General features: G+C 63.7%; 21 protein-coding genes. 10 read left to right on the top strand and 11 right to left on the bottom strand.

Going from position 1 to position 26,537, the window contains the following annotated elements; genetic code table 11:
* The first annotated feature begins 12 nt into the window (after positions 1 to 12).
* The 6 genes from FHW92_RS11160 (at position 13) to FHW92_RS11135 (ending at position 6,223) form a co-directional block, all read left to right on the top strand.
* Positions 13 to 1,392, top strand: coding sequence for a M48 family metalloprotease (locus tag FHW92_RS11160; RefSeq protein WP_168603318.1), 1,380 nt, complete (start codon positions 13 to 15; stop codon positions 1,390 to 1,392).
* A gap of 141 nt (positions 1,393 to 1,533) precedes the next feature.
* Positions 1,534 to 2,238 carry a DsbA family protein gene (locus FHW92_RS11155; RefSeq protein WP_168603317.1) on the top strand — a complete coding sequence of 235 codons (705 nt, stop codon included), beginning with the start codon at positions 1,534 to 1,536 and terminating at the stop codon, positions 2,236 to 2,238.
* Between the two features lie 49 nt (positions 2,239 to 2,287).
* Entirely contained in the window at positions 2,288 to 3,448 is a 1,161-nt protein-coding gene (locus FHW92_RS11150; protein WP_168603316.1) for a histidine kinase, read from the top strand.
* Positions 3,449 to 3,510: 62 nt separating this feature from the next.
* On the top strand, positions 3,511 to 4,311 hold the full coding sequence (locus tag FHW92_RS11145) for a LytTR family DNA-binding domain-containing protein (protein ID WP_168603315.1): 801 nt from the start codon (positions 3,511 to 3,513) through the stop codon (positions 4,309 to 4,311).
* Positions 4,312 to 4,582: 271 nt separating this feature from the next.
* Positions 4,583 to 5,458 (top strand): carboxylating nicotinate-nucleotide diphosphorylase, encoded by an 876-nt coding sequence (gene nadC, locus FHW92_RS11140; protein ID WP_168603314.1) that lies wholly within the window; start codon positions 4,583 to 4,585, stop codon positions 5,456 to 5,458.
* Positions 5,459 to 6,223, top strand: a complete 765-nt coding sequence (locus FHW92_RS11135; RefSeq protein WP_168603313.1) for a hypothetical protein — start codon at positions 5,459 to 5,461, stop codon at positions 6,221 to 6,223.
* Here FHW92_RS11135 and FHW92_RS11130 read toward each other — a convergent pair.
* The gene (locus FHW92_RS11130; protein WP_168603312.1) at positions 6,220 to 6,675 is read right to left on the bottom strand and encodes a nucleoside deaminase; all 456 of its coding nucleotides are present in this window, start codon (positions 6,673 to 6,675) and stop codon (positions 6,220 to 6,222) included. The genes FHW92_RS11135 and FHW92_RS11130 overlap by 4 nt on opposite strands.
* Positions 6,676 to 6,801: 126 nt before the next feature.
* Here FHW92_RS11130 and rpmB point away from each other — a divergent pair, with 126 nt between their 5' ends.
* On the top strand, positions 6,802 to 7,092 hold the full coding sequence (rpmB, locus tag FHW92_RS11125) for a 50S ribosomal protein L28 (protein WP_168603311.1): 291 nt from the start codon (positions 6,802 to 6,804) through the stop codon (positions 7,090 to 7,092).
* A gap of 355 nt (positions 7,093 to 7,447) precedes the next feature.
* On the opposite strand, the gene FHW92_RS11120 is transcribed toward rpmB, so the two are convergent.
* From FHW92_RS11120 to FHW92_RS11075, 10 genes are all read right to left on the bottom strand, one after another.
* Positions 7,448 to 9,106, bottom strand: a complete 1,659-nt coding sequence (locus FHW92_RS11120) for a M28 family metallopeptidase (protein ID WP_168603310.1) — start codon at positions 9,104 to 9,106, stop codon at positions 7,448 to 7,450.
* 32 nt (positions 9,107 to 9,138) lie between these two features.
* Entirely contained in the window at positions 9,139 to 11,241 is a 2,103-nt protein-coding gene (locus FHW92_RS11115) for a M3 family metallopeptidase (RefSeq protein ID WP_168603309.1), read from the bottom strand.
* 15 nt (positions 11,242 to 11,256) lie between these two features.
* A complete protein-coding gene (locus tag FHW92_RS11110) occupies positions 11,257 to 12,387 on the bottom strand; it encodes an aspartyl/asparaginyl beta-hydroxylase domain-containing protein (RefSeq protein ID WP_168603308.1) in 1,131 nt (376 codons plus the stop codon).
* On the bottom strand, positions 12,384 to 14,408 hold the full coding sequence (locus FHW92_RS11105) for a sulfotransferase (RefSeq protein WP_349237673.1): 2,025 nt from the start codon (positions 14,406 to 14,408) through the stop codon (positions 12,384 to 12,386). The genes FHW92_RS11110 and FHW92_RS11105 overlap by 4 nt, the downstream gene beginning before the upstream one ends.
* Before the next feature lie 83 nt (positions 14,409 to 14,491).
* Positions 14,492 to 17,572 (bottom strand): TonB-dependent receptor, encoded by a 3,081-nt coding sequence (locus FHW92_RS11100; protein WP_168603307.1) that lies wholly within the window; start codon positions 17,570 to 17,572, stop codon positions 14,492 to 14,494.
* A gap of 559 nt (positions 17,573 to 18,131) precedes the next feature.
* Positions 18,132 to 18,803 carry a glutathione S-transferase family protein gene (locus tag FHW92_RS11095; RefSeq protein ID WP_168603306.1) on the bottom strand — a complete coding sequence of 224 codons (672 nt, stop codon included), beginning with the start codon at positions 18,801 to 18,803 and terminating at the stop codon, positions 18,132 to 18,134.
* Positions 18,804 to 18,889: 86 nt separating this feature from the next.
* Complete coding sequence (fdhD, locus tag FHW92_RS11090) at positions 18,890 to 19,693, bottom strand: formate dehydrogenase accessory sulfurtransferase FdhD (protein ID WP_168603305.1); 804 nt, start codon at positions 19,691 to 19,693, stop codon at positions 18,890 to 18,892.
* Between the two features lie 6 nt (positions 19,694 to 19,699).
* The gene (locus FHW92_RS11085; protein WP_168603304.1) at positions 19,700 to 20,077 is read right to left on the bottom strand and encodes a VOC family protein; all 378 of its coding nucleotides are present in this window, start codon (positions 20,075 to 20,077) and stop codon (positions 19,700 to 19,702) included.
* Positions 20,078 to 20,098: 21 nt separating this feature from the next.
* Positions 20,099 to 20,653: a dCTP deaminase gene (gene dcd / locus FHW92_RS11080; protein ID WP_168603303.1), complete on the bottom strand. Its 555-nt coding sequence runs from the start codon at positions 20,651 to 20,653 to the stop codon at positions 20,099 to 20,101.
* 442 nt (positions 20,654 to 21,095) lie between these two features.
* Positions 21,096 to 22,094 carry an agmatine deiminase family protein gene (locus FHW92_RS11075; protein ID WP_168603302.1) on the bottom strand — a complete coding sequence of 333 codons (999 nt, stop codon included), beginning with the start codon at positions 22,092 to 22,094 and terminating at the stop codon, positions 21,096 to 21,098.
* Positions 22,095 to 22,177: 83 nt separating this feature from the next.
* On the opposite strand from FHW92_RS11075, the gene FHW92_RS11070 reads away from it, so the two are divergent.
* The 3 genes from FHW92_RS11070 (at position 22,178) to FHW92_RS11060 (ending at position 26,424) form a co-directional block, all read left to right on the top strand.
* Positions 22,178 to 24,889 (top strand): bifunctional [glutamine synthetase] adenylyltransferase/[glutamine synthetase]-adenylyl-L-tyrosine phosphorylase, encoded by a 2,712-nt coding sequence (locus FHW92_RS11070; RefSeq protein ID WP_168603301.1) that lies wholly within the window; start codon positions 22,178 to 22,180, stop codon positions 24,887 to 24,889.
* Positions 24,886 to 25,356 (top strand): peroxiredoxin, encoded by a 471-nt coding sequence (locus FHW92_RS11065; RefSeq protein WP_168603300.1) that lies wholly within the window; start codon positions 24,886 to 24,888, stop codon positions 25,354 to 25,356. The genes FHW92_RS11070 and FHW92_RS11065 overlap by 4 nt, the downstream gene beginning before the upstream one ends.
* Before the next feature lie 270 nt (positions 25,357 to 25,626).
* Positions 25,627 to 26,424 carry a ferritin-like domain-containing protein gene (locus FHW92_RS11060; RefSeq protein WP_172249182.1) on the top strand — a complete coding sequence of 266 codons (798 nt, stop codon included), beginning with the start codon at positions 25,627 to 25,629 and terminating at the stop codon, positions 26,422 to 26,424.
* Positions 26,425 to 26,537: the final 113 nt, after the last annotated feature.

Genomic DNA, 26,537 nt, shown 5'->3' with positions numbered 1-26,537 from the left:
TCTGGCCCCAGCATGTCAGTCCGTTCCGCGCTCGCCTCTGCCTTTCGCTCCGTGGCCACGCTTGCCGTGTGCCTGCTGGCCACCACGCCTGCGGCGGCGCAATCGGTGCTGCGCGATGCGGAAACCGAGGCGCTGTTTCGCGATATGGCCTCGCCTCTGGTGCGCGCGGCGGGGCTGGACCCCAAGAATGTCGATATCGTGCTGGTCAATGATTCCTCGATCAACGCCTTCGTGGCCGGGGGTCAGGCGGTCTATATCCATTCGGGCCTGATCAATGAGGCATCCTCCGCGCTGGAGGTTCAGGGCGTGATTGCCCACGAATTGGGCCACGTGGTCGGCGGCCATGCGATTGATGATCGCGGGGCCAAGATGGCGGGCAATATCTCGATTCTGTCGCTTTTGCTGGGCGCGGCGGCGGCGGCGGCGGGCGGCGGCGCGGCGGCGATGGGCGTGTTCATGGCCGGACAGCAGGCCGCGATGGGCAAATTCCTGGCCTATACGCGCGGCGAGGAAGAGGCCGCCGATGCGGCGGGCGCATCCTTCCTGTCCAAGGCGGGCATGTCCGGGCGCGGCTCGCTGGAGTTTTTTCACAAGCTGCTGGTGATGGAAAACCGGTATGGCATGACCCATAGCGACGAGGCGAGCTTCTATTCGACCCACCCGCTGACCGATGAACGCATCGCCTATCTGGAAGACGTCTATAAGAAAGACCCCGCGTGGAACGCGCCCAGCGATCCGGCGCTGGAGGAACGCTTTCAAAGGGTGAAGGCCAAGCTTTACGGTTATCTGGCCGAACCGCCCAGCACGTTTCAGGCCTTTCCCGAGTACATGAACAATGTGCCCGCGCTTTATGCCAGAGCCTATGCCTATCACAAGGAAGGCTTTCTGGATAAGGCGACGACCGAGGCGGACAAGCTGCTGGCTCTGGCCCCGCGCGATCCCTATTTCCTTGAGCTGAAGGGGCAGATCCTGCTGGAGGCGGGCAAGCCTGCCGAGGCGCTGGGCCCCTTGCGGCAGGCCACGGCTCTTACCGGCAACCAGCCGCTGATCGCCACCACTTTTGGCCATGCGCTGATCGCGCAGGACGACCTGGTCAATTCACGCGGCCATCTGGACGAGGCGCAAAAGGTGCTCAAGGCCGCCGTGGCGCGCGACCGGGAAAATCCCTTTGCCTGGTATGTTCTGGGCATCACCTATGCCAAGAGCGGCGATCTGCCCCGCGCCCGTCTGGCCAGCGCCGAGCAGGCCTCGCTTTCGGGCAATTGGGGCGGGGCGATGGTCAATGCCGAGGCGGCCAAGAACGGCCTTGCCGCCGGATCGCCCGACGCCATCCGCGCCGAGGATATTGCGCTGGAGGCCAAGAGCTATCTCGCAAAATCGAAAAAACGCTAATAGAGCAGAGCGGCACCAGCCCTCTCCCCCGGCCCTGTCATCCCTGTAAGGTATCCTGTTGGGTGGCGGGGCCGGGGGAGAGGGCTGGTGCCGCAGGCAAATCGCGGAGGCGATTTGCCTAAACAGCATAAAGGAAATTCCATGTCTCAGTTTCGCACCATTGTTCTTGCCTCGCTGTTCGGACTGGCGGGCGGTCTGGTGGGCGCAACTCTTGCCCCGATGCTGCCCTTTGGCCATGCCGGACAGGTCAAGGCGGTGCGCGAGGCTCTGCTCGAACGCCCCGAAATCCTGAGCGAGGCGGCCGAAAAGCTGAAATCGGGCGAGGCGGAAAAGCAACTGGCGCAGGTGGCCCCGCAGGCATTGAAGCCCTTTCCCGGCGCGGTGATCGGCAATCCGCAGGGCAGCCATGTGCTGGTCGAATTCATGGATTACGCCTGCGGCTATTGCCGGGCCAGCGAGGAGGACGTGGCCAAGCTCGTCGCCGCCGATCCGCAGGCGCAGGTGGTGATCCGCCAATTGCCGATCCTCACGCCTGAAAGCGTGGATGCCGCCAAGATGGCGCTGGCCGCGGCCAAACAGGGCAAATTTGCCGCCTTCCACAAGGCGATGTTTGCCGCCGGGCGCCCCAATGCCCAAACCATCGCGGCCGCCGCACAGAGCGCCGCGCTGGACATGGCCGCCGCGCAAAAGGTGGTGGCCGATCCGGCCACGCAGGCCGAAATCGAGGCCAATCTGGCCCTTGCCCGCCATCTTGGCCTTGGCGGCACGCCAAGCTGGATCGCGGGCGGCAAGATCCTTGGCGGGGCGGTGGGCTATGACGCCTTGGCCGCCGCCATCAAGGGTTGATGCCTTAGCCTCTTCCCCCGGCGCACGGCTTCTGCGATAAAAGCGCATCATGGCCGTGCTTCCCTTTCGCCCCTCACCCTTTTTTGCCAACAAGAACAAGGCGTTCTGGCGATTGCAGATGCTGGGCTGGTCGGGTGCGATGCTCCTGCGCGCCATGTCCAGCCTGGCCAACAACCAGCCGGCCAGCTTTCTGGTGCTGGTGCTGATCGCCACGATCACGGGCTTTTCGATCTCGCTCCTGCTGGCGGTGGTCTATCATCAACTGATCGGCCAGCGCCCCTTGCTGACATGGGGCGTGACGATGGTGGTACTGCCTTTTGCGGTGTCGCTCTATGCCTTCATGGATGGCTGGGTGATCGCGCTCTATCGGCCCGACAGCATCGCCAGTTTCGCGCAATTGTTCATCGGCGTGTTTTATCTCGACGCCACGCTGCTGGGCGCCTGGTCGGCGCTCTATTACGCGATCAACTTTTTCCTGCGGATCGAGGAGCAGAATGATCAGCTCCTAAGGCTGGAGAATCAGGCGACCAGCGCGCAACTGGCCATGCTGCGCTATCAGCTCAATCCGCATTTCCTGTTCAATACGCTCAATTCGATCTCCACGCTGGTCCTGCTTAAACAGACCGATCAGGCCAATGCGATGCTAACGCGCCTGTCTTCTTTCCTGCGCTATACGCTGATCAACCCGCCCACGGGCCGCGTGACCGTGGCGCAGGAGGTGGAAACGCTCAAACTCTATCTCGATATCGAGCGGATGCGGTTTGAGGAAAGGCTGCGCACCACCTTCCGCATTGACGAGGCCTGCAAGGAAGGGCTGCTGCCCTCGCTGCTGCTGCAGCCTTTGGTCGAAAACGCGATCAAATATGCCGTCAGCCCGCAGGAATCGGGCGCGGAAATCACCATTGCGGCGGGCCTGCTGGGGCAAAATCTGCGTATTACCGTGTCCGACACCGGGCCGGGCATGACCGCGCAAAATGCCGAAAACCGGTCCAGCGGCATCACCTATGACGGGCGCGAACAGGTCTCGACCGGGGTGGGCCTTGCCAATATCCGCGACCGTCTGATGCAGGCCTATGGCCCCAATCACCGTTTCGACATGTACGAGCCGCCCGAGGGCGGATTTGCCGTTACCATCGAAATACCGTTCGAAAAGCGCCAGTCGTCGAGTGCGCCCGCATCGGTCACCCCACGTTCAGCCTTGGCGGTGTGAAGGAAAAGGAGTTACAACGACTCCAGATCCGCAAAATGCGGCAACAGGCAGGATCCCATTGCATGACCATCCGCACTATTCTCGTCGATGACGAAAAGCTGGCCATCCAGGGCCTGCAACTGCGGCTTCAGAAATTTCCCGATGTGGAAATCATCGACACCTGCAACAATGGCCGTGAGGCGATCCGCAAGATCAAGACCGAAAAGCCCGACCTCGTTTTCCTCGACATCCAGATGCCCGGCTTCGACGGCTTTGCCGTGGTCAAGGGCGTGATGGAAATCGAACCGCCGCTCTTCGTTTTCGTCACCGCCTATCAGGAACATGCCGTGCGCGCGTTCGAGGCCAATGCGGTGAACTATCTGATGAAGCCGGTGGATGAGGATCGCCTGGCCGATACGCTCGACCGGGTGCGCCAGCGTCTGGCCGACAAGCGGGCATCCGAAGAGGCCGAGAAGCTGAAAAACGTGCTGGCCGAAGTGGCGCCCGATGCGATGGACGCCATGGAGGATGAACCCGTCGATACCGGCGCGGACCGCTATGAAAAGCTGCTCAACATCAAGGATCGCGGCCAGATCTTCCGCGTTGATGTGGACACGATCGAGCGCATCGAGGCCGCGGGCGATTATATGGTCATCTATACCGCCGACAATTCGATGATCCTGCGCGAAACGATGAAAGACCTCGAACGCCGCCTCGACCCGCGCGTGTTTCAGCGGGTGCATCGCTCGTGGATCGTGAATTTGAACTTGGTCCGGCAGGTGAAGCCCCATACCAATGGGGAGTGTTTCCTCGTGCTGGAATCCGGGGCCGATGTGAAGGTGTCGCGCTCTTACCGGGATGTGGTGGCGCGGTTTGTGCATTGATTGATGGGTTTTAAGGGGTTTTGCCTCCGGCGGGCAAAGGGACTCGGTCCCTTTGCAATCCCGGTAATGGGGTGGCGCTTGGTTGGCCAAGGAGTGCTTGGGGTTGCTGTTTAAGGCCTGCGGCGCGGATAGCGATGCCTTTGCCGCGCCGCAGGCTTTATTCCTGAAACGGCGCGTCCGATACCCAACGCTGCCCCTATCGCACAACAAAGACAGTAAAGGGAGCGCGAGGGTCTAGACCCTCGCATCATCCATCTTCTATAGCCCCTTTATGACCTTCACGCACCAAGGCTTCGCACTGACCGGCTTTGATCTGGCCGCCTTCATCCACTCCACCCTCGCCGAGGATCTTGGCGAAGGCTGGCCCGGCGGCGGGCATGATGTGACCAGCGAGAGCGTGATTCCGGCTGACGCGCGCTTTATCGGCGTGATGGACAGCCGCGATGCGATCACCGTGGCGGGCCTGCCGATTGCGGCGGCGTTTTTCCGCCATCTCGACCCCGATGCCGAAATCGAACTGCTGGTGCAGGACGGCGACCGCGTGGCGCCGGGCACCCATCTGATGCGCATCACCGGCATGGGCCGGGCGCTGCTGACGGCCGAGCGCAGCGCTCTGAACACGGTGCAGCATTTGTCAGGCATCGCCACGATGACGCGGGACTATGTCGACGCGATGGGGAATGCGGGCGCGACCCTGCTCGACACGCGCAAGACGATTCCGGGCCTGCGCGTGCTGGAAAAATACGCGACGCGCATGGGCGGGGCCACCAATCACCGCATGGGCCTGTGGGACGCGGCGATGATCAAGGACAACCATGTCGCGATTGCGGGCGGGGTCGGTCCTGCCGTGGCCCGCGCCAAGGCGGCGGGCATCGCCAACATCATCTGCGAGGTCGATCACCTCGACCAGATCGAACCGGCGCTGGAGGCGGGCGCGACCCATCTGCTGCTCGACAATATGGGGCCCGAGATGCTGGCGCGCGCGGTGGAGCAGGTTTCCGGCCGCGCGCCTTGCGAGGCCAGCGGCGGGGTGCGGCTCGACACGATCGGGGCGATTGCCGCTTCGGGCGTGGATTACGTCTCGGTGGGCCGCCTGACGCAAAGCGCGCCTGCCGCCGACATCGGCCTTGATTTTGAGGAGGTGTAAATGCGTCTGATCCTGACCACGCTTGCCCTTTCGCTGATCCCTGCACAGGCCATGGCGCAGCAATGCGTGGCCGCGCAGGTGGACGCCTTGCCCAAAATCTCGCGCCCCGCCGCCGAGCCGGTCAAGCCCGTCGCAAAGCACCCGATCAATGTCTACAGCTTCGTGATGAGCTGGACCCCGTCCTATTGCGCGGGTCTGAAAGGGCCGCTGAAGGATCCGGGCGACAAGCTGCAATGCGGTCAGGACAAGCCGCCCTTCGGCCTCGTCGTCCATGGCCTCTGGGGCGAAACAGATGGGACCAACTGGCCGCAATGGTGCGCGACCAAGGCCCCCGCGCCCACCCTGCCGCAATTGCAGAAGCATCTTTGCATCATGCCCTCGGCCGCAACGCAGATGCATGAGTGGAAAAAGCACGGCGCCTGTGGCCCCTGGACCAGCGGCGGCGCCTATTGGCAAAGCGTGGCGCGGCTTTATGCCAAGCTGAAAAAGCCCGACCTCTACAAGCTGGCCAAGGACGGGCGGATGGTGTCGGACGCGGTGGTCCATGCCTTTGTGGACGCCAATCCGATGTTCAAGGACAATGAAAAGGCCATTCAGGTCCAGACCATGCCCGCCGCCGACGGCTCGGGCAAAGTGTGGCTGAAACAGGTCCACCTGTGCTTTGAACCCAAGGGCATCGACAAGGGCAGCTTTGTGCCCAAGGCCTGCCCAGCGCCGTCGAGCAGCGACTTGTTCATCATCCCGACGCTGCGCAAACCCGCTTAACGGCGGGCCGCAAAGAAATCCCGCAGCATCTGCGCCGCCTCGTCCTCGCCCATGCCGGAATAGATCTCGGGGCGGTGCAGGCAGGTGGACTGGTCAAAGATCCGCCCGCCATGGGCCACAGCGCCGCCCTTGGGATCGCTGGCGGCATAATAGAGGCGGGCGATGCGCGCATGGACGATCGCGCCCGCACACATCGCGCAGGGCTCCAGAGAGACCCAAAGATCGCAGCCATCGAGTCGTTCATTGCCCAGCGCCCGCGCCGCCTTGCGAATCGCCAGCACCTCGGCATGGGCAGTGGGGTCGCACCGGGTGCGCGGCAGGTTATGCGCGGATGAAATAATCACGCCATCCTTGACGATGACCGCGCCAATCGGCACTTCTCCGGCGCCGGCCGCCGCCCGCGCCTCGTCAAAAGCCCGGCGCATCGGGGCGGGAAGTGGCCATCGCGTCATAAAGACAAGGGCTAGCGCAGCGAAAGGTCCAAGGCAACTTGACCTTTTCCACACGAATCGTTATGCGCGCCCCCTCACCCGCCTTTTATGCGGGTCATCGGATTCTTTCTTAAGCGAGTAGCACCCATGTCCCGTATTTGCGAACTGACTGGCAAAGGCCGCCAGGTCGGCCACAACGTCAGCCACGCCAACAACAAGACCAAGCGCGTGTTCCTGCCCAACCTGCAGAACGTTACGCTTCTGTCGGAAGGTCTTGACCGCAGCTTCAAGTTCCGCGTCTCGACCCACGGCCTCCGCTCGGTGGAACACGTGGGCGGCCTCGACAACTGGCTGCTCAAGAGCTCCGACGACAAGCTCAGCCCCCGCGCCGTCAAGGTGAAGCGCGAGCTGGCCAAGAAGGCCGCTGTCGCCGCTTAATCGGCCCGTTGGGTTGATGTGAAAAAGCCCGGTGGGGGATTCTCCGCCGGGCTTTTTCGTGTCTGGAATTTGAAGGAAGGTTGAAGATGCGAGGGGTGGTTTTCCAGATGGCCGATTTGTCGAGACAAATCGGTCGGTCCCTCGCGCTCCCATGACTGTCTTTGTCGCGCCAAGGGTTCGGCGTCAAGTATCAGACGCAGCGTTTCAGGAATAAAGCCTGCCGCGCGGTAAAGGCATCACTGTCCGCGCCGCAGGCTTTAACAATCCAGCACGGCGCGGCGATCTGGCCACACCCCCATTACCGGGATTGCAAAGGGACCGAGTCCCTTTGCCCGCCGGAGGCCGCTTAAACCCCCTACTTCCCCGCCTTCAAACTCGCATCCCGCACCCCGCGAAACTCGTCGGTTTTATGCCAATTGGGCCACATCGTCCCATCGGCCAGAGTGCGCCCCAGTTTGTAAAAGACCTTCACGTCCTGCGTGATGCCCGACCAGTCCCACGTGTCCGAATATTCGTCCGAGGGCTGGTGATAGCGGTGCTCGACATAGTCCTCGGTGGCGGTTGCACCAGCCTTGGCGCCGCCGGCAAACAGGTCCTGCCCGCGCGCAATGTCGAACATGGGCACGCCGCGCTTGGCGAGGCTGAAATGGTCCGAGCGGTAGTAGTGGCCGCGTTCGGAATGATCCTCGGGGCTTTCATACAACCCTTCCTGCTTGAGCACGGCGCGGAAAATGCCGGTGAGGTCAGATTTGTCGCCGCCCGTCATCGCGTAATTGCGCGCGCGCCCGATGGGTGCCAGCGCGTCCATATTCACCCCGCCCACCGTTTTCGCCAGCGGATAGAGCGGGTTCTGGCCATAGAATTCGCTGCCCAGCAGGCCCGATTCCTCCAGCGTGAGCGCCACGAAGACCTGACTGCGCCGCGCCGGGCCTGCCTTCACATTGGCCTTGGCCAGCGCCACCAGCGCGCCCACCCCGGTGGCATTGTCGACCGCGCCGTTGCAGATGCCGTCGCCCTTGGCGTCCTTTTCGCAATGCCCCAGGTGATCCCAATGCGCCGAATAAAGCACCACCTCATCGGGCTTCACGCGGCCCTTCTGGATGCCCACGACATTGTGCGATTCGGACCGGCGCAGCGTGCTGTCAAACGAGAGGCTGGCCTTCAGCCCCAGCGGCACGGCCTTAAAACCCTTCTGCTTGGCCGCTTCGGACAGGGCGGCAAAATCCTTGCCCGCCGCAGCAAAGACCTTCTTCGCCACGCCCATCTGGATCCAGCCATTGGCCTCGGTCTGGTCCATCGCATTGTCGGGCCGTGCCACATAATATTCCGAACCCGACCAGCTCGACTGCACCACATTCCAGCCATAGGCGGCCGGATAGGTATCATGCACGATCAACGCCGCGCGCGCGCCCTGCCGGGCCGCTTCCTCATATTTATAGGTCCAGCGCCCATAATAGGTCATGCGGCGGCCCTTGAAGAGGCCTACCTCGTCCTTGGCGGCATAATCGGGGTCGTTGATCAGGATCACGGCCACCTTGCCGTGCATGTCCACGCCCGCGTAATCATTCCACCCCAATTCGGGCGCATTGATGCCATAGCCGACAAAGACCAGATCGCTGTCCTTGATCTCGGTATGGGGCACATGGCGGAAACTGGTGGCGACAAAATCGCTGCCCCGCACAAAACCGATGCCGCCGATGGTCAGCGGGCTGCTTTGCGCCACGGTCATTTCGACGGTGGGCACGGTCTGCAGCCAGCCACCCTTTTCGCCGCCGGGCTTCAGCCCCGCCGCCTTGAACCGCGCAATGATCGCGTCCAGCACCTTGGGCTCAACGGCGGTGGAGGGGCCGCGCCCTTCCATATCGTCGGCCGAAAGCGTTTTGACCGTGTCTTTCATCAGCGCCACGTCGATGGGCGGCACCTTGATCGCGGGCACTTTGGCAGCAGGGGCGGCCGCCAAGGCAGGCACGGCCGCGCCCAGCAGAAAAACGGCCAGCAGGGGCGAATATTTCATGTCTTGAACCTTCTGATGGGGGAGGGATAAGTTCAGTCGATCAGGCCCTTGGCGCGCAGCATCGGCGTCACCGAAGGATCGCGCCCGGTGAAGCCCTTGTACATGGCCGCATAATCCAGCGACGACCCGCGCGAGAGCACCAAAGCGCGGAAACGATCGCCATTGGCGCGGGTCAGGCCGCCATGGTGGACGAACCAGTCATAGGCGTCATGATCCAGCATCTGGGTCCACAGATAGGCGTAATAGGCGCTGGCATAGTCATTGGCCCAGATGTGGCGGAAATAGCTGGAGCGATAGCGCGGCGGAACATGGGCGGTGTCCAGCCCCGTGGCGGCCAGCGCCTTGGCCTCGAAGGCATCGACATCCTGACGCGGCGCATCGGCAGGCAACGCGTGCCAGTCCATATCCAGCATGGCGGCCGCCACCACCTCGCCCAGATCATAGCCCTGATCGATGCGGCGCAGGTCTTTCAATTTTTCCACCATGGCCGGGGGCATCGGCGCGCCGGTCTGATAATGGTGCGCATAATGGGCCAGAACCTTGGGGTCGGTGGCCCAGTTCTCGTTGAACTGGCTGGGAAATTCGACGAAATCGCGGGCCGTGTTGGCGCCCGACATGCTGGGATAATATTGGTCCGAGAACAGGCCGTGCAGCGCGTGGCCAAACTCGTGGAACATGGTGATCACATCGTCGAAACTGACCAGCAGCGGCTCTCCGGCCCCCGGTTTGGCGAAATTCTCGACATTATAGATGACCGGCTTGGTGCCCATCATCCCCGACTGGCCGACGAAATTGCTCATCCATGCGCCGCCCTGCTTGTTGTCCCGCTTCCACGGGTCCCAATAGAACAGGCCCAGTTCCTTGCCGTCCTTGTCATAGACGGTGTAGGTGCGCACATCCTCCTGATAGACGGGCAGATCGGTGCGGCGTTTGAAGCTGATCCCGTAAAGCTGATTGGCGGCGTAGAAAACGCCCTCCTCCATCACCTTGTTGATCTCGAAATAGGGCTTGGCCGAGGAAGGATCGAAGGAGAGCTTGGCCTTCAGGCTCTGCCCGGCGTATTTCTGCCAGTCCCATGGTTTGACGCTGGTGTCGCCGCCGTCCTTGGCGACCAGCGCGGCCAGTTCCTTGACCTGCCGCTCCTGTGCGGCACGCAGCGCGGGGGCCAGCTTGGCCATGAAGGCGCGGGCATTGGCGCCGTACCTGGCCATCTGATCATAGAGCTGATAATCGGAAAAGTTCTTATACCCCAGCAGCTTGGCTTTTTCGGCGCGCAACTGGGCCATTTCGGCGATCATCGCGCGCGTGTCATGGGCATCGCCGCGCTCGCTGCGGGTCCAGCTCGCCTCGAACAAAGCCTTGCGCGTGGCCGGATCGCTCAGGCTTTCCAGTTGCGGCTGCTGCGTCGTGTTCTGCAAGGGCAGCGCATAGGAACCGGCGGGCAGCTTTTTGCCCTCGGCCGCCTTGGCCGCCGCCGCAATCTCGCCCTCGGACAGGCCCGCCAGTGCCGCCTTGCTGGTCACCACCAGCGCGGCCTCGCGCGTGCCTGCGGTCAATTTCTGCGAAAACTCGGTCGAGAGAGTGGCAAGCCGCTGGTTGATCGCTTTCAGCCGCGTCTTGCCCGCCTCGTCCAGCAGCGCGCCGCTATGGGTAAAACCCTCATAGGTGCGGTCGAGCAGGCGGCGCTGGACCGGTGAGAGCTTGAGGCTCGCTGCCTTGTCATGCAGCACCTTGACGCGGGCGAAGAGTTTCGCATTGAGCGCCACCTCGTCATTGAGCGCCGCCAGCTTGGGCGAGGTGATGCGGTCCACCTCGTCCAGCGTGTCATTGGTGTTGGCCCCGGTCAGCGCGGAAAACACCTGCAAAACCCGGTCGAGCATCTGGCCCGAACGCTCCATCGCCTCGATCGTATTGGCAAAGGTGGGGGCGGCGGGATTGGCAGCGATTTTGGCGATCTCGGCCCGGCGCAGGGCGATGCCGCGCTCGATGGCGGGCTGGAAATCACCATCTTTGATGCGCGAAAAATCGGGCGCATGGAACGGCAAAGGCGAAGGCGCGTCAAACACCGTCTGCGCCCCCGATGCGGCGGGAATCATCGCCAGCGACGCCGCCATGACCATCAAACGATGCTTCATCAAACTGCTCCTTGTTCAGCCCAAATTACCGGCCGCGGTTTCCTGCGCCACGATGGCGCGCACGGCGTCGCGTTCCCCCGGCGTCAGATCCGGGTGCCAGATGTCGAAAATCATCACCACGCGCAGGTGGTCGCTGGGGTTCATCGCCTCATGTTCGATCGTGTCGTCAAACACGAAAGGCTCGCCCTCGCGCCACATCCGCGTTTCGGCCCCCACCCGGAACCAGCAGCCATCGGGCACCACCAGCGGGACATGGCACAGCAGGCGCGCATTATTGACCCCCACATGGGGCGGAATCGCCGTATGGGGCGCCAGCAGCGAAAACAGCGCATTGGCCGAGGCGCCCGGAATATCGGGCTGAGGCATACGCGAGAGCAACTCCATCGTGACCGGGCATTGCGCGGCATTGGCCGCCACGATCTCGCCCCGGCGGATCAGATGGATCGCGGTCCAGTCGGGATTGTGGTTCAAGGGCTGCCACTGGCGCAGCGCCTGATGCTCGGCATATTGGATATAGGGGGCCAGTTCAGCGCGGTCCGAACGCATCACGGCCAGCATCTCGTCGCGGATCGCCCCGGTCGCGGCGGCAAGGTCAGCCAGCCATGGAAAACGCTCGGCCGGGTGATATTCGCGCATGCTCAGACCCGGAAAGAAGAAATGGGTCGGCTCGGAATAATAGGGGCGGGTGTGGCGCAGTGTGTTGCTGCGAAAACGGGCGATGCGCCATGCCTGATCGCCCCCCACGGCCTCGCTGGCCTGTGTGGCCTGCGCCATCTGCGCGGCGCGCTCGGCCCGCCATTGATCGCGCAAGCTCTCGCCATGGGCCATCGCGGCCAGCAGCGGCGGCGGCAGATCCCCCTCCGGCCTCTGCGCCAGCGCCTCGTCCCATGCGCGGCCCACGGACGGATCGCCGATGCTCTCCAGCAATCCGGCGCGCATACACAATGCCATAAAATCAAGCGGCGCCAGCGCCAGCCCCGCCTCCACCGCGCGCAGGGCCCGGTGAGGCTGGCGCAAGGCGCGGCGCAGGCCCGCCAATTGCAGATAGCGCGTCAGGTCCGGCTCGCCTGCCGCCAGCTCCCGTTCCAGTTGCTCCGCCGCCCCGGCCAGATCGCCCGCGCGAACCATGGCCTCGACTGCGCTCATGCCTGATCGCCATAGCCAAAACGTTCGATCCAGCCCGACAGGCGCGCCGCCGCCGGGGCCAGATGCGCCTCATACCGCCGCCATCGCCCGGCGGCGCGCTTATAGATCGGCTCGGTCACCTGCGCATAGCTGGCGGTGATGACCGTGCCGCGCGCACGCGCCGCCTCGCGGTGGTCCACCCCGCCCTCGGGCCATGCCAGCCCCAGCCAGTCGAACAAGGGCCGCAATTCGGCATCCTTGTCCTCGACAAGGCGTTCATAGACCACCTCGCCCACGGGCAGATCGAGCAGTGCGCGCGCCTGTTCCCACTGGCCAAAGGCGGCCTCATAGAGCGCGGCGGCATCGTCCAGATCGAGGAAACTGGCCATCGCATTGTTCAGCCGGAAATTCGTCAACCAGCACGAGAGCACCACATCGCAAGGGTGGCGCAGGGCAAGAATGAACCGGCTTTCGGGAAACAGGCGGGCGATGGTGGGCGCATGGCGCAGATGCATCGGATGCTTGTCCAGCACGATGCTGTCGGGCGCCAGATCGGCCAATTCACCGGCGCGGGCGAAATAGAGCGCGCGGGCCTCCTCGATCTGCGCCGCGCTCAAGCCCGGCAGGGCGGCGATCCCCCCCAGTTGCGCCTCGATCTCGGCAATGATCGGCGCCTCCTCCAGCACGCGCACGCGCGGCTCGGCCATCAGCATCGTGTCGAGCAGGGTCGTGCCCGAGCGGGGAAAGCCCAGCAGGAAGATCGGCGCGGGGCGTGTGGACGTGGGCGCAAATGCACTCCATCCCGCCCGCCATGCCGGGGTCAGCAAGGCCGCGCCCTCGTCAATCTCTGCGCGATAGCGCGCCCCGCGCCCGCGCGGATCGGTGGGATCAGCGGCAAATTCGGCATTCATCGCGGCAAAGGCGGCAAAGGCCTCGTCATAGCGCCCCAGCCGGTCGAGCAGCACCCCGCGCAGGTGATACCGCTGCGCCGCCGTCACCGTTTCCTCGCCCGCCGCCTCCAGCGCGGCCAGCGCCTCGTCATAGCGATGGGCGCGCTTGTGGCGCAGCGCGTCGATGAAGGAGAGCGAGGCGGGATCGACATGGGCCGCAGCCTCCGCGCGCAAAGGCTCGATCTCCTCCTCGCGGTTCACCCGCTCCAGCAGGCTGGCCAGAGCGACCCATGCCTGCGCAATCGAAGGGTCGATCGCCAAAGCCTTGCGCAAGGGGGCCTCCACTTCGCCGAACAGGCCCATCATCGCGGCATGCTGGCCAAAATCGGCCTGAATCTGGGCATCATCGGGGGCCAGACGGGCGGCGGCGGCAATCGAGCGATGCGCCCCATCGGCATCCCCGGCCCCGCGCAGCACATCAAACATCGCGTAATGGGGCGCGGCCTCCTGCGGAAATTCGCGGACCAGCGCGCGCAGCAAGGCCTCGCCTTCCTCGCTCCTCCCCGCATCGATCAGGGTCTTGCCAAGGTTGAGCCGCACCGGCGCGGAATCGGGCACCAGTTCAACCGCCCGGCGCAGCGCCGCAATCGCCCCATCCCAATCGCCCAGCGCGCAAAGCGCATTGCCCAGATTGTTCCACCCCGACCAATCCTGTGGATCGCCCGCCAGGGCGATGCGGTAAAGCGCCGCGGCGCGGGCGAAATCCTCGGCCTCCTGCGCCAGATGGCCGCCGATCCGCGCAAGGCGCAAAGACCGGTCCGCCCGCGCCGCATCCTCTTCGCACAGCGCCAGCGCCGCATCCCCGGCCCCGGTGCGATAGAGCGCCTCGGCCAGATTGGCGCGTACCGTATTGTCGGCAGGCTGGGCGCTGTGGGCAAAGCGCAGATGGGGGATGGCATCGGCAAATTGCCCGCGATGAAACTCCACCGCCCCGGCCAGCGCGGCAAACACCGGCCCGCCCGCCCCGCGCGCGGCGGCGCGGCGCACGGCAACCGAGGCATCGTCCATTCGCCCGGCCCGCGCAAGGGTGACAATCTGGCGGATCGTCTCCTGCTCGTCGGCCTGTGTCATCCCGCCGGCATCAAGGCTCACGAAAATTCCCCTTCTATCATAAGCAAACGGCGGCCCCTCCCGAAGGAGAAGCCGCCGCTGCCGATCACGTTAGCGCCAGAGGATCAGAAATTGACCGTCGCGCCAACGAACAGATAGCGACCCAGCGAGTCATACACGCCCGGATAGGTATTGCCATTGCAATAGACCGAGGCGCAAGCGCTGGCCACGCCCGTCCCGCCCGAGGAAACCAGCGGCGGATCCTTGTCGAACAGGTTGTTGACGCCCGCGCGAACCGACAGGTTCTTGGTGACCTTGCCGGTCAGGAACAGGTCGATGTAATTCATCGCGGGCAGCTTGTTGTTATACAGGCTGTAGGTCGAATTCGACAGCGTGGCCGAGGGGTTCATGTATTCCACGTTGACCGAACCGACATAGCGCCAGGTCAGCGACACATCGATGTTCTTGGGGGTCGACCAGGTGATGCGGGCCTTGTGGCGCCAGTTGGGCGCCGGAACGCCGCAGGTGGGGCCATAATAACCAGCGCAGTCATAGGCAGGCGACAGGCCGTTGTAGGTCGACTTCTCGCTCAGCGCGGTGCCGGTCAGGCTGCCGCTGATCTTGCCCCAGGCCCCAATGTTCTTGGAATAGCTGGCGTTGACTTCAAAGCCGGCGGTCTTGACCCAGCCCACGTTGTTATCAAGATCGATGACATAGCCGTCCGAGGACAGCCACAGCGAACCGGCCGCATTGCGCTTGACCAGACCGCAGGCCAGCGCGCTGCCCGAGTTGCACGCACCCAGGATCGCGTCGGCGCCATAGGCCTGAATGGCCTGATTGATCTTGATGTCGAAATAGTCGACGCTCAGCGACAGACCCGGAACCATATGCGGGGTAAGCACCACGCCGACAGTCTTGGTGGTGGCCTTTTCCGGCCGCAGATTGGCATTGCCGCCCAGATAACCGTTGTACTGAGCCGCCGGATTCGGCGTCACATACTGGCCCACGCGCAGGCCCTGCGCCAGACAGCCCGTGTCGGCGGCCGTGATCGTCTTGCCCGAGCAGGGGTCCGACGAACCATCGAGGCCGACATAGTTGGCGCGGAACAGTTCCTGAATGTTGGGCGCGCGAACGGCCCGGTTGAGGCTGGCGCGGATGCGGATGTCCTCGATCGGGGTAAAGTCCAGTTCCAGCTTGTAGGTGCCGGTCTTGTAACCCTTGCCGTTGTTGATCGCGTAATCCGAATAACGGAAACCGCCATTGAAGGTCAGCATCCGGTCAATCACCGGCACCGCGATTTCGCCCAAGAATTCGGTGACGTGATAGCCGCCGTTGATCGGCAGGGTGGGTGCGCCCTGCCCCGTGAGATCGCCGGTCTGGAACGAGGTGTCGGTGTTGAGCGCCAGCTTTTCGGTGCGGCGTTCGATACCCAGCGCGATGTTCACGCCATCGCTGGCCAACGGCGATTTCAGGCCATAGGTGCCGAGGTCACCCGTGATCGTGCCCGAGATCACGGTCTGGCTGGTATAGCCGTTCTGGAAACCCGTGGCGCTCAGGTAAGAGAGCGCAGCGGCCGACGGCGTACCCGACCAGATGTTATAGGGAACGCAGCCCGAGCTGGGATAGGTGAGCGAAATGCGGCACACCGGCGTACCGGCCGGGCCGGTCACGACATCGAGCGCATAACCCAGACGCTGAGCCGAAAATTCGTTCGAATAGATCTGGTTGTAGTTGGTGCGCCCATACTGGAAATAGGCATCATAGGCCCAGCCATGGCCCAGATCGCCCTTAGAGCCGATCACCGTGCGGAACGAAGTGTGCTGGAGATCGCTGATGCGAGCCCCGCCTTCGACGTTGCGGCGCAGAAGCTGGAAATAGGCCGTATTGGCGTTGGCCGCCGGGGTCACCTGCGACTGGGTGGTCGGGTTGAACGTGGCGTAGATGGCCGGAACAACCGGATAGTTGCCCAGATAGCCCATGACCATGTTGGCGGGGGTGCAGATGTTCGACCTCTGCTGCGCGCTCATCAGCGGGTTGTCGCAGTTGATCGTCTGCGTGTTGCCAAAGTCGCCCGAGGGAGCGATCTGGGCCACCGTGTGATCGTCCATGAACATGAATTCAAGATAGGGCTTCAAAGCCGAATTGATTTCATAATCGGCGAACAGACCGGCGGTGTAACGCTGATCGGGGCGCTGGAAGTAGTTGAGCGGTGCAAAGTTGTAGCGGGTCAGCGCGCCCGGCGTGAACGTGCCGTTGCCCAGCGTGCCCACGGTCGAGGACGAACCGCTGCCGGGCGTGAAGTAGAAGGCGTTGCCATTGGCCGAGGTGGCCGAGCCGCCGCACTGAAGACCCGAACGGTTGTTCGTGCGGTTCTGGATCGTGCACTTGGAGAAATCGCGCGAGGACTGGAGCAGCGCATTGGCGCGGCGATAGCCGAAATAGGCCATCACATGGCCGGCGCCATCGGCAAACTTGGTGCCGTAGGAAATCGTGGCATCCACGCTGTTGCCGCCCCAGGTGTTGCCCGTGGGATAGTCATAGCCCGAAATGCCCGCCGCCGTGCGCGCGTTCAACAGGCCCTGCACCATGGTCGAGCCATTATTGTGCTGATACAGGCCGTCGTTGAGATCGATGCGCAGGCCGTTGAGGTCCTTGTCCATGACAAAGTTGACCACGCCCGCCACAGCGTCCGCGCCATAGGTGGCCGATGCGCCGCCGGTCAGCACGTCGACGCGCTTGATCAGCGAGGCCGGGATGAAGTTAAGGTCGGCGGCCGAGCTGCTGGTCGGGCTGGGATCGCCCGCCATCAGGCGGCGGCCGTTGATCAGCACCAGCGTGCGCTTGGGACCAAGACCGCGAAGGTCGACTTCGGCCGTGCCGCTCGCGCCATTGGCCAGCGTCGAGGATTGCGCGGCAAACACCTGCGGCAGCTGGTTGAGGATGTCTTCGGTGCGGGTCGTGCCCGCCACCTTGAGATCCATCGCCGACACGGTCGTAATCGGAGCGGCCGACTTCAGGTTCGGGTTGACGATGCGCGTACCCGTCACCACGATCGTGGCCGAAGTGTCGACCGGTGCGGCCGGGGCGGGCGGCGGACCATCGACGATGGAGGCCTGTTGGGCATAGGCGGGACCGGCGAGCATGGCGATGCTCATCACCAGCGGCGCGGCGCCATGCCTCAGTGCGTTTGCAAGGTTCGTTTTCATGTTCACCCCTTTGTTGCGCGCGAGGCGCGAGACCAGCCGCCAAGGGTTGGCCCGGACAAAGCTCCGTTCGGTCGGCAAGCGGTTCTGGGCAGACTTCCTGATGCCCCGGAAGTTTGTTTGGCGCGCCTCCGCACGGTGACAGAGCAATGCCGATGTCTTGCCGCCGAGGCGGGCCTTGGTAAAGGAGCTGACATGGCTGTTAGTAAAATATTGCGCGAATGTTGCAATTCAGTCACATTTGTTGCAACGAAGCAGCAGGTCATGGATGCGATAGTTATAAACTATTGAAATAATATAACATTCAATTCGCGATTTATAACCATTTTTGCATGCTTAGAGTCCAAATCGCGAAATATAACTGCAAAACGGGCCGTCACGCGTGGGCCTGAAAGGTGAATGTTTCAGCGCCGCGCCAATGAAGGCCGAGCGCCAGCCCCCTCGCCCGGAAAGGGCAGGGAAAATCATTATTTATCAGATAGTTAAATGCCAAATGCAGCAAAAAGGCAACGCCCTCTCCCGCCGCCCCGCCCCGCTGGAAAAAAGGCGCGCCGATCCGCGATCAGGCGTTAAGGTCCGCATAATGGCTGGGCGGCTGGATCACTTCCATCCGCTCGGCCAGCAGGGGGCGGAAGCTGGGACGGCTTTTGAACACCGAATACCATGTGCGGGCCTGCTCATGCCCGCTCCAGTCCAGCCCGCCCAGATAGTCACAGACCGAAATCTGCGCCGCTGCCGCCAGATCGGCTAACGAAAGCGTCGCCCCGCCCAGCCATGGCCGCGTATCGACCAGATAGTCGATGTAATAGAGGTGATCGTGGGCCAGCCGCATCGCCTCGCGCAGCACGCGGGAATCGGGCGACTGGCGCAGCACCAGCCGCTTCATCATCCGTTCCTGCAACAAGGGTCCGGTGACATCGGCAAAGAATTTCTCGTCAAACATCGCGACAAGGCGGCGGATTTCCGCCCGCGCCGCCGCCGTGCCGATGATCAGCGGGCTACGCTCGACGGTTTCCTCCAGATATTCGCAGATCGCCCGGCTGTCGGCCAGCGCCAGCCCCTTTTCCGGGTCCTGAAGCACAGGCGTGCGTCCGGCCGGGTTCAGGTTCAGGAACTCGTCGCGCATATCCCACGGGTTTTCGCGCCACAGCTCATAGGCAATCCCCTTCTCGCCCATGACGAGACGGACCTTGCGGGAGAAAGGACAGAGCGGGAATTGATAAAGGCGCCACATGACCCCATCCCTTGCCCCAAGCGATGGGGACAGAGCAAGGGATCAGACACGCGATTAAAGGATTTTGACCCGGATAAGCCTGCAGCCTATCGCGAAGTGACGCAAATCACACTGTCGTGGCGCGCCAGGACCCACAGCGAGAGCCCAGCCTCGCGCGCGCGCGCCACCGCCAGCGAGGTCGGCAGCGAGATTGTCACCAGAGTCGTGACCCCGGCCTTGACCGCCTTTTCGACGATTTCATACGAACAGCGCGCGGTGGAAAACAGGAAACCTTCGGCCCGCGAGACTCCGGCCCGCGCCATGGCGCCCACCAGCTTGTCCACCGCATTGTGCCGCCCCACATCCTCGCGGCAAGCCAAAATCGCACCATCAGGCGCGCAGAAGGCGGCGGCATGGGCCGCCGATGTCGCCCGGCCCAGGGTCTGATGCTCGCGCAATTCCTCGCCCGCCTCAAATATGGCTTCGGGAGTGATCGCACCGTGGGGCGCCACCTGGGGCAAGGGCCGCGCCAGCACCTCCAGATTCTCCATCCCGCACAGGCCGCAAGAGCTTTCCGCCACCCGCGCCCGCACGCGCTCGGACAGTTTGGCCGCGTCCAGCCCGTCGATCTGCGCCCGCAGGATCCAGCCGATCTCGAGATGCGCCACGCCGATCTCGCCCATCTGGGTCGCGTCCGAAATCAGCCCCTCGGCCATGGCAAAGCCGGTGGCGTAATCCATCAGATCGGAAGGGGTGGCCATCATCACCGCATAGGCAAGGCCGTTAAATTCCAGCGCCACCGGCGCCTCGGGCACCCACAGGCGCCCGGCATAGGCCACCGATCCGTCGCGCCCGTACACTTTTCCCCCGCTGTCGAGCGAAAAGGGCAAAGGTTCGGGCGCGGGGATCATGTCACATCAGGCCGGGCGATAAAGCGCGCACAGCTTGTGCCCATCGGGATCGCGCAGATAGGCCAGATAGAGGTTGGCTTCCTTGCGCAGGCCCGGAGGATCCTCGCAGGTGGTGCCGCCATGGGCGATGCCTGCCGCATGCCACGCGTCGACCTGCGCCTCATTGTCGAGACCAAAGCCGATGGTCCCGCCATTGGCGACACAGGCCGATTCACCATTGATCGGAATGGCAACGATGAAGGCCGCGCCCTTGTGGACATATACCAGACGGTTCTTGGCCGTGTCGACCACGCCTTCCGGCCCGCCAACCGCGGCAAAGAGCGCATCGTAAAAGGTCTTTGAACGCGCCAGATCGGTCGATCCGACGAAGATATGGCTGAACATCGTTTGCCTTTCCTTTCTGATTTAAAGCCGGGGCAGGGTCACGCCGCGCTGGCCCATATATTTGCCCGCGCGGTCGGCATAGGACACCTCGCAAGGCTCATTGCCCTTGAGGAACAGAAACTGGCACGCGCCCTCATTGGCGTAAATCTTGGCAGGCAAAGGCGTGGTGTTGCTGAATTCCAGCGTCACATGGCCTTCCCAGCCCGGCTCCAGCGGGGTCACGTTCACAATGATGCCGCAGCGCGCATAGGTGCTCTTGCCAAGGCAAATCACCAGCACATCGCGCGGAATGCGGAAATATTCCACCGTGCGGGCCAGCGCGAAACTGTTGGGCGGAATCACGCAGACATCGGTCTTGCGGTCCACAAAGCTGTTCGCGGCAAAATCCTTGGGGTCCACCACCGCCGAATCGACATTGGTGAAAATCTTGAACTCATCGGCCACGCGCGCGTCATAGCCATAAGAGGAAAGCCCGTAAGAGATCACCCCCTCACGATGCTGCCGCTCCAGAAACGGCTCGATCATTCCCTGCGTCTGCGCCGCTTCGCGGATCCATTTGTCTGATAGTATCGCCATAGCGTGGCTTCATGGCGGATGGAGGCGCATGGGGCAATGATTTTGAGAGGTAGTAGGGTTATGCCTCCGGCGAGCAAAGGGACTCGTCCCTTTGCAATCCCGTTAATAGGGTGGCGGGAGGTTTGAGAGGGTGGGGAATTTTTAAAGCCTGCGGCGCGGCGGGCTCATGCCTCTTCGCGCCGCAGGCTTTAAAATTTTAGTCGGTGCGTGCGACACCAAACACTGCCTCCTTAACGCTACGCAGACAGTAATGGGAGCGCGAGGGTCTAGACCCTCGCATCTTATCCCTTAAACTCTACCCGCCAAAATCAACGCCAAAGCACAGCCCACGACGATAACCAGCCGCACTGCTTCCAAACCATGATCGAGAATAAGGGCGCGGGTTTTGCTCATGGAACAAACCCTGCGCCGAAAACCTCACCGAATCCTTAAATTGCTGCCCTTAGCGGATGGCGGGCATCTGCTGGCTGGAGCAATGGAACGACCCGCCCCCGGCCAGAATCGCATCCGCCATAATGCCCACGGTTTCGCGATCCGGGAAAAGCTCGGCAATTGCCGCCACGCCATCGGCATCATGCGCGGTGCCATAGATCGGCACGACGACCAGTTTCGAGGTGATGGCGAAATTCATATAGGACGCCGGTTCGATCCGCCCATCACGCTCCACCCGCCCCGGCGAAGGGACATTGTGCACAATCACGCCCGCCGCCTCGGCCCGCGCCTTGGCATCGGCATAGATCGCGGCATTGGGATCATCCATGCCCGTAGCCATGGGCAGCGCCAGCACATTGTCGGCCACAAAGCGCGCAAGATTGTCGACATGCCCATCGGTGTGGTCATTGATCAGCCCGTCGCCCAGCCACAGCACCCGGTCAAAACCCAGATCGCGCTTCAGCCGCATTTCCTGATCCGCGCGCGACAGATGCGGGTTGCGGTTGGGGTTGAGCAACACCTGCTCGGTCGTCGCCACCAATCCGGTGCCGTCGCAATCGAGAGCCCCGCCCTCGATGATCCAGTCGCTCGTCGTAATCTCCAGCCCGGCGTCGCGGGCGATTTCCGCGCCGATGGTCTGGTCGCCCTCCATCAGATATTTGCCGCCCCAGCCGTTAAAGCCAAAGCGCCGCGCCGCGCGCGCGCCTTTACCGTCCAGCACCACCAGCGGCCCGGTGTCGCGCAGCCATACGTCGCCATAGACGCGGCGTTCCAGCACGACCTTTTCGCTGCACAAAGCGCGGGCGCGGGCCTCATTGGCCTCGTTGCGCACGATCAGGCGCACCTCCTGCCCGCTTTCGGCTACGGCATTGGCGAAATCGGCCATCTGCACTTGCGCGGCCTCAAGGAAGCCGGGCCATTCCTCGCCATCATGGGGGAAACCGATCCACAGCCAGTCCTGCGGATGCCATTCGGGGGGGAAGCGCCAGTTGGGGGTGAGGTTCGTCATGGGAGGGGCCTTTAGCGACTTACTGCCCTTGCGAAAAGGGTCGCAAACAGGCCAATAGGATGGCCGGAGAGTGAGGAGTTTTTATGACCGATTGGCAAAGCGCCCTGGCGCGGGCCGAGGCGCATTCGCCCTTTTTGTCGCGGGCGATGGGGCGTTTGCCCGATCTGGTGGCGGTGCTGGCCTCGGGCGATGGCGAGGCCGCGCTGGCCCATGCGCGCCGCGCGGGCGAAGGGGTGGCCGATCTTGGCGTAGGTTTGCGGCGCGAGAAACTGGCGCTGGCGCTGGCCTTGGGCGTGGGCGATCTGGCCGGGGCGTTTGACCTGACGCGGGTGACGGGCGAACTGTCCGATCTGGCCGACCGGGCGGTGGATGCCGCCATCGCCCATGGCATCCGCAGCCGCGCGCCTGATGCGGAAGCCGTCGGTTTCACCGCGCTGGCGCTGGGCAAGCATGGCGCGCGCGAATTGAACTATTCCTCCGACATCGACCCGATCCTGATCTACGATCCGGCCACCCTGCCCCGCCGCGCCCGCGATGAGCCTGAGGAAGCCGCGCTCCATGTCGCGCGCACCGTGTTGCGGCTGGTGTCGCAGGCCGATGGCGAGGGCTATGTGTTCCGCGTCGATCTGCGCCTGCGCCCGGCCAGCGAGATCAGCCCGCTGGCCCTGCCCATCGACGCCGCGCTCACGCATTACGAATCCTCGGCGCTGGCGTGGGAACGCGCCGCCTTTATCCGCGCGCGGGCGGCGGCGGGCGATGTGGCGATGGGGGAGCATTTCCTCCATGCGATCCGGCCCTTTGTGTGGCGCAAATCGCTGGATTTCGGCGCGATTGCCGAGATCGGGCGATTGACCCGCCGCATCCGCGCCCATCATGGCAAGGTCGAGGCCATCGGCCCCGGCTTCGATGTCAAACGCGGGCGCGGCGGCATTCGAGAGGTCGAATTCTTTGCGCAGGTCCATCAATTGATCCACGGGGGGCGCAAGCCTGCGCTGCGCCTGCGCGGCACGCGGGCCACGCTCGATGCCTTGGCGGCAGAGGGGCTGATCGATCCGGCGGACGCGGTGATGCTGGGCGAAAGCTATGACCGTCTGCGCCAGATCGAGCATCGGCTTCAACAGGTGTCCGACCTGCAGACCCACAAGCTGCCCCGCGACATGGAGGGGATCGACAATGTCGCCGCGCTCGACGGCCTGCCCAATGGCGCGGCGCTGGTCGAGGAACTGGAGGCAATCACGTCCCGCGTGGGTGCGCGCTATGACCGCCTGATCGCGGTCAGCGCGGGCGAAGGCACTACAGTTGCCGTGCCCAATCAGCATGAGGGCGACGATCTGGCCGCCGAGCTGGAGCATCTGGGCTTTGCCAAACCGGCAGAATTGGCGGGGCGGATTGCGGCATGGCGTTCAGGGAGCGTGCGATGCCTGCGTTCGGGCGCGGCGCTGGCGGCTCTGGATGCGGTGCAGCCCGCGCTGCTGGCGGCCCTTGCCGCCGCGCCCGAACCGGACCGCGCGATGGTGCGCTGGGAACAGATGATCGCCCGCCTGCCCAGCGCGGTCAACCTGTTCCGCCTGCTGGAGGCACGGCCCGGTTTGCTCGAAGTGCTGGTGCGGGTGCTCTCGCTCGCCCCGCCGCTGGCCGATGCGCTGGCGCGGCGGGCGGATCTGCTCGATGCGCTGATCGACGCCAGCGCCTTTGCCCTGCCGGGCAGCGTGGCGGATCTGGCGCATGAATTTGGCGCGACCGAAGCGGGGGACGATTACCAGCGCCTGCTCGACCGGGTGCGGCGACAGGTGGGCGAAAAGCGCTTTGCCCTTGGCGTGCAACTGATCGAAGGCGCACAGGACCCGCTCGACATTTCTGCGGGCCTGTGCCGTGTGGCCGAGGCGGCGCTCGACGTGCTGGCCCGCGCGACGATTGCCGAATTCGAAGCCACCCATGGCCGCATTCCGGGCGGCGAGCTGGTCATTCTGGGCCTTGGGCGGCTGGGCGGGGGCATGCTGACCCATGCCAGCGATCTGGATCTGGTTTACCTGTTCACCGGGGATTTTGCCGCCGAGAGCGACGGGCGGCGGCCGCTGGGCGCCACGCTCTATTTCAACCGTCTGGCCCAGCGGGTTTCCGCCGCGCTGTCGGTGCCCACGGCCGAGGGCGCGCTCTATGAGGTGGACACGCGCCTGCGCCCGCAAGGCACCCAAGGCCCGCTGGCGGTGGGTTTCGAGAGCTTTGCCCGCTATCAGCGCGAGGAGGCCTGGACATGGGAGCATATGGCGCTGATCCGGGCGCGTGTGTTGTTCGGATCGGATGCGGCGCGGGCCGAACTGGGCGCGATCATCGGCGGCGTGCTGGGGGTCGAGCGCGACAAGGCCAAAGTCACCGCGGAGGTGCAGGAGATGCGCGACAAGATGGCCCAGCACAAGGCAGCCAAGGGCGTGCTCGACGTGAAATTGCTGCGCGGCGGGCTGGTCGATGCCGAATTCATCGCCCACGCCCTGCAATTGCGCGAGCGCGCGGGCGTGCGGCCCGATATGGCTGGCGCTTTGGCGGAGCTGGCGGCGGCGGGGCTGATTACGGGCGATGTGCCGGAGGCATTCGACCTGCTCTCGCGCGTGCTGGTGGCGGCGCGGCTGCTTGCGCCCGATGGCATCCTGCCCGAATCTGCCCCATGTGCCAGTCTTGCCAAAACATGCGGCTTTGGCGATTGGAATGCCATGATCGAAGCGATGGAGGCCGCGCGCGCCGCCATCGCCCGCCAATGGACCGCCACATTCGGCCAGCAATTGGAGATGCAAGCATGAGCACCTTTCCCGGCGTGGGCGACAAGATCCCCGACATCGCCATGACCGCCACCGACGGCAGCGCGGTCAAGCCTTCCGATTTTGCGGGGCGGCGGCTGGTAATCTTCTTCTATCCCAAGGACGATACGCCCGGCTGCACCACGGAAAACAAGGATTTTTCGGCGCTGGCAGGCGAGTTTGAGGCCGCCGGGTCGGCGCTGCTGGGCGTTTCGAAAGACCCGCCGAAAAAGCACGCCAAGTTTATCGAAAAGCACGCACTGACCGCCCCCCTCGCCTCGGACGCCGAGGAAGGCGGGCTTTCGGACACGCTGGGCGTGTGGAAGGAAAAATCCATGTATGGCCGCACCTATATGGGCATGGAGCGCAGCACCTATCTGGTGAGCGCCGATGGCGTGATCGAGCGGATCTGGGAAAAGGTGAAGGTCAAGGGACACGCTGAAGAGGTGTTGGGGGCGGTTAAGGGGTAGTTGCGAAGGGTTTATGCCTCCGGCGGGTAAAGGGACTCGTCCCTTTGCAATCCCGTTAATGGGGTGGGGGGAGGTTTGCGGCGATGCGTCCGCCGCTATGTTTGAAAGCCTGCGGCGCGGTTCGCTCATCCTTGTCAGCGCCGCAGGCTCTAAAAATTCCAACGTCGCGTCCGACACATTCGGCAGAACCCATCGCACCACGCAGACAGTAATGGGAGCGCGAGGGTCTAGACCCTCGCATTTTCCCCTTCCTTCTTCTAACGCCCCATCATGCAATCCCTCTCCGAATCCATCCGCAATGCCCTGCTGACCGCCGACCCGCGCGAAAAGGCGATGGTCACCCGCAAACTGGTGCGCGACTGGCGGCAAGGCAGGCTGGCGTGGGATTTCAGCGCACCGATGCCCGACCGCCCCGCGCGCCCGGACAAGCCCGAATTGCTCCCGCCCAACCGGATGCCCAAGCGCGGGCGCGGCGGATCGGAGCGGGCGCGGGTCGCGCTGTGGCATTCGCTGGCGCATATCGAATTTGTCGCGATCGATCTGGCGCTGGACATGGCCGGGCGGTTTGGCGAGCAGCGCGGGCGCGATTTCGTCGATGATTTCCTTACCGTCGCCGCCGATGAGGCGATGCATTATGCAATTATCGCGCGGCATCTGGCGCGCATGGGGGCGGCCTACGGCGATCTGCCCGCGCATGACGGATTGTGGCAATCGGCCGAGGCCACCGCGCATGATGTGGCGGCCCGTCTGGCCATTGTGCCGATGGTGCTGGAGGCGCGCGGGCTGGACGTGACACCGGCCACTCTGGAGCGCGTGCGGGCCGGCGGCGACGAGGCCGGAGCGCGGATTCTGGAAAGGATTCTGGCCGATGAAATCCGCCATGTGCGCTATGGCTGCGACCATTTCGCCAAAGTGGCTCGCGAACTGGGTGATTCTGCGGAAAAACTCTGGCAATTGCTGGTTACGCGTTACTTCCGGGGCAACGTTAAGCCACCGTTCAACGACTCAGCGCGCGAGTCTGCCGGTCTATCGCGCAAGGCGTATGAGGCGCTTGCCAGCCGCGCCTGACCTGGGATAGCACAAACTCACGAGACGGCGGGGGGTTCCGACCATCTCCAACAATTTCCTGCCTGCGGGAATCTGCGGGCGTCATTTCCCATGTCCAACGGCCATTTGGGGGG

Origin of the sequence: Novosphingobium sp. SG707 (assembly GCF_012275515.1) — a bacterium.
GTDB lineage: Bacteria > Pseudomonadota > Alphaproteobacteria > Sphingomonadales > Sphingomonadaceae > Novosphingobium.
Note: the sequence above shows the minus strand (reverse complement) of the source record. Positions and strands in the feature narration are given on the sequence as shown.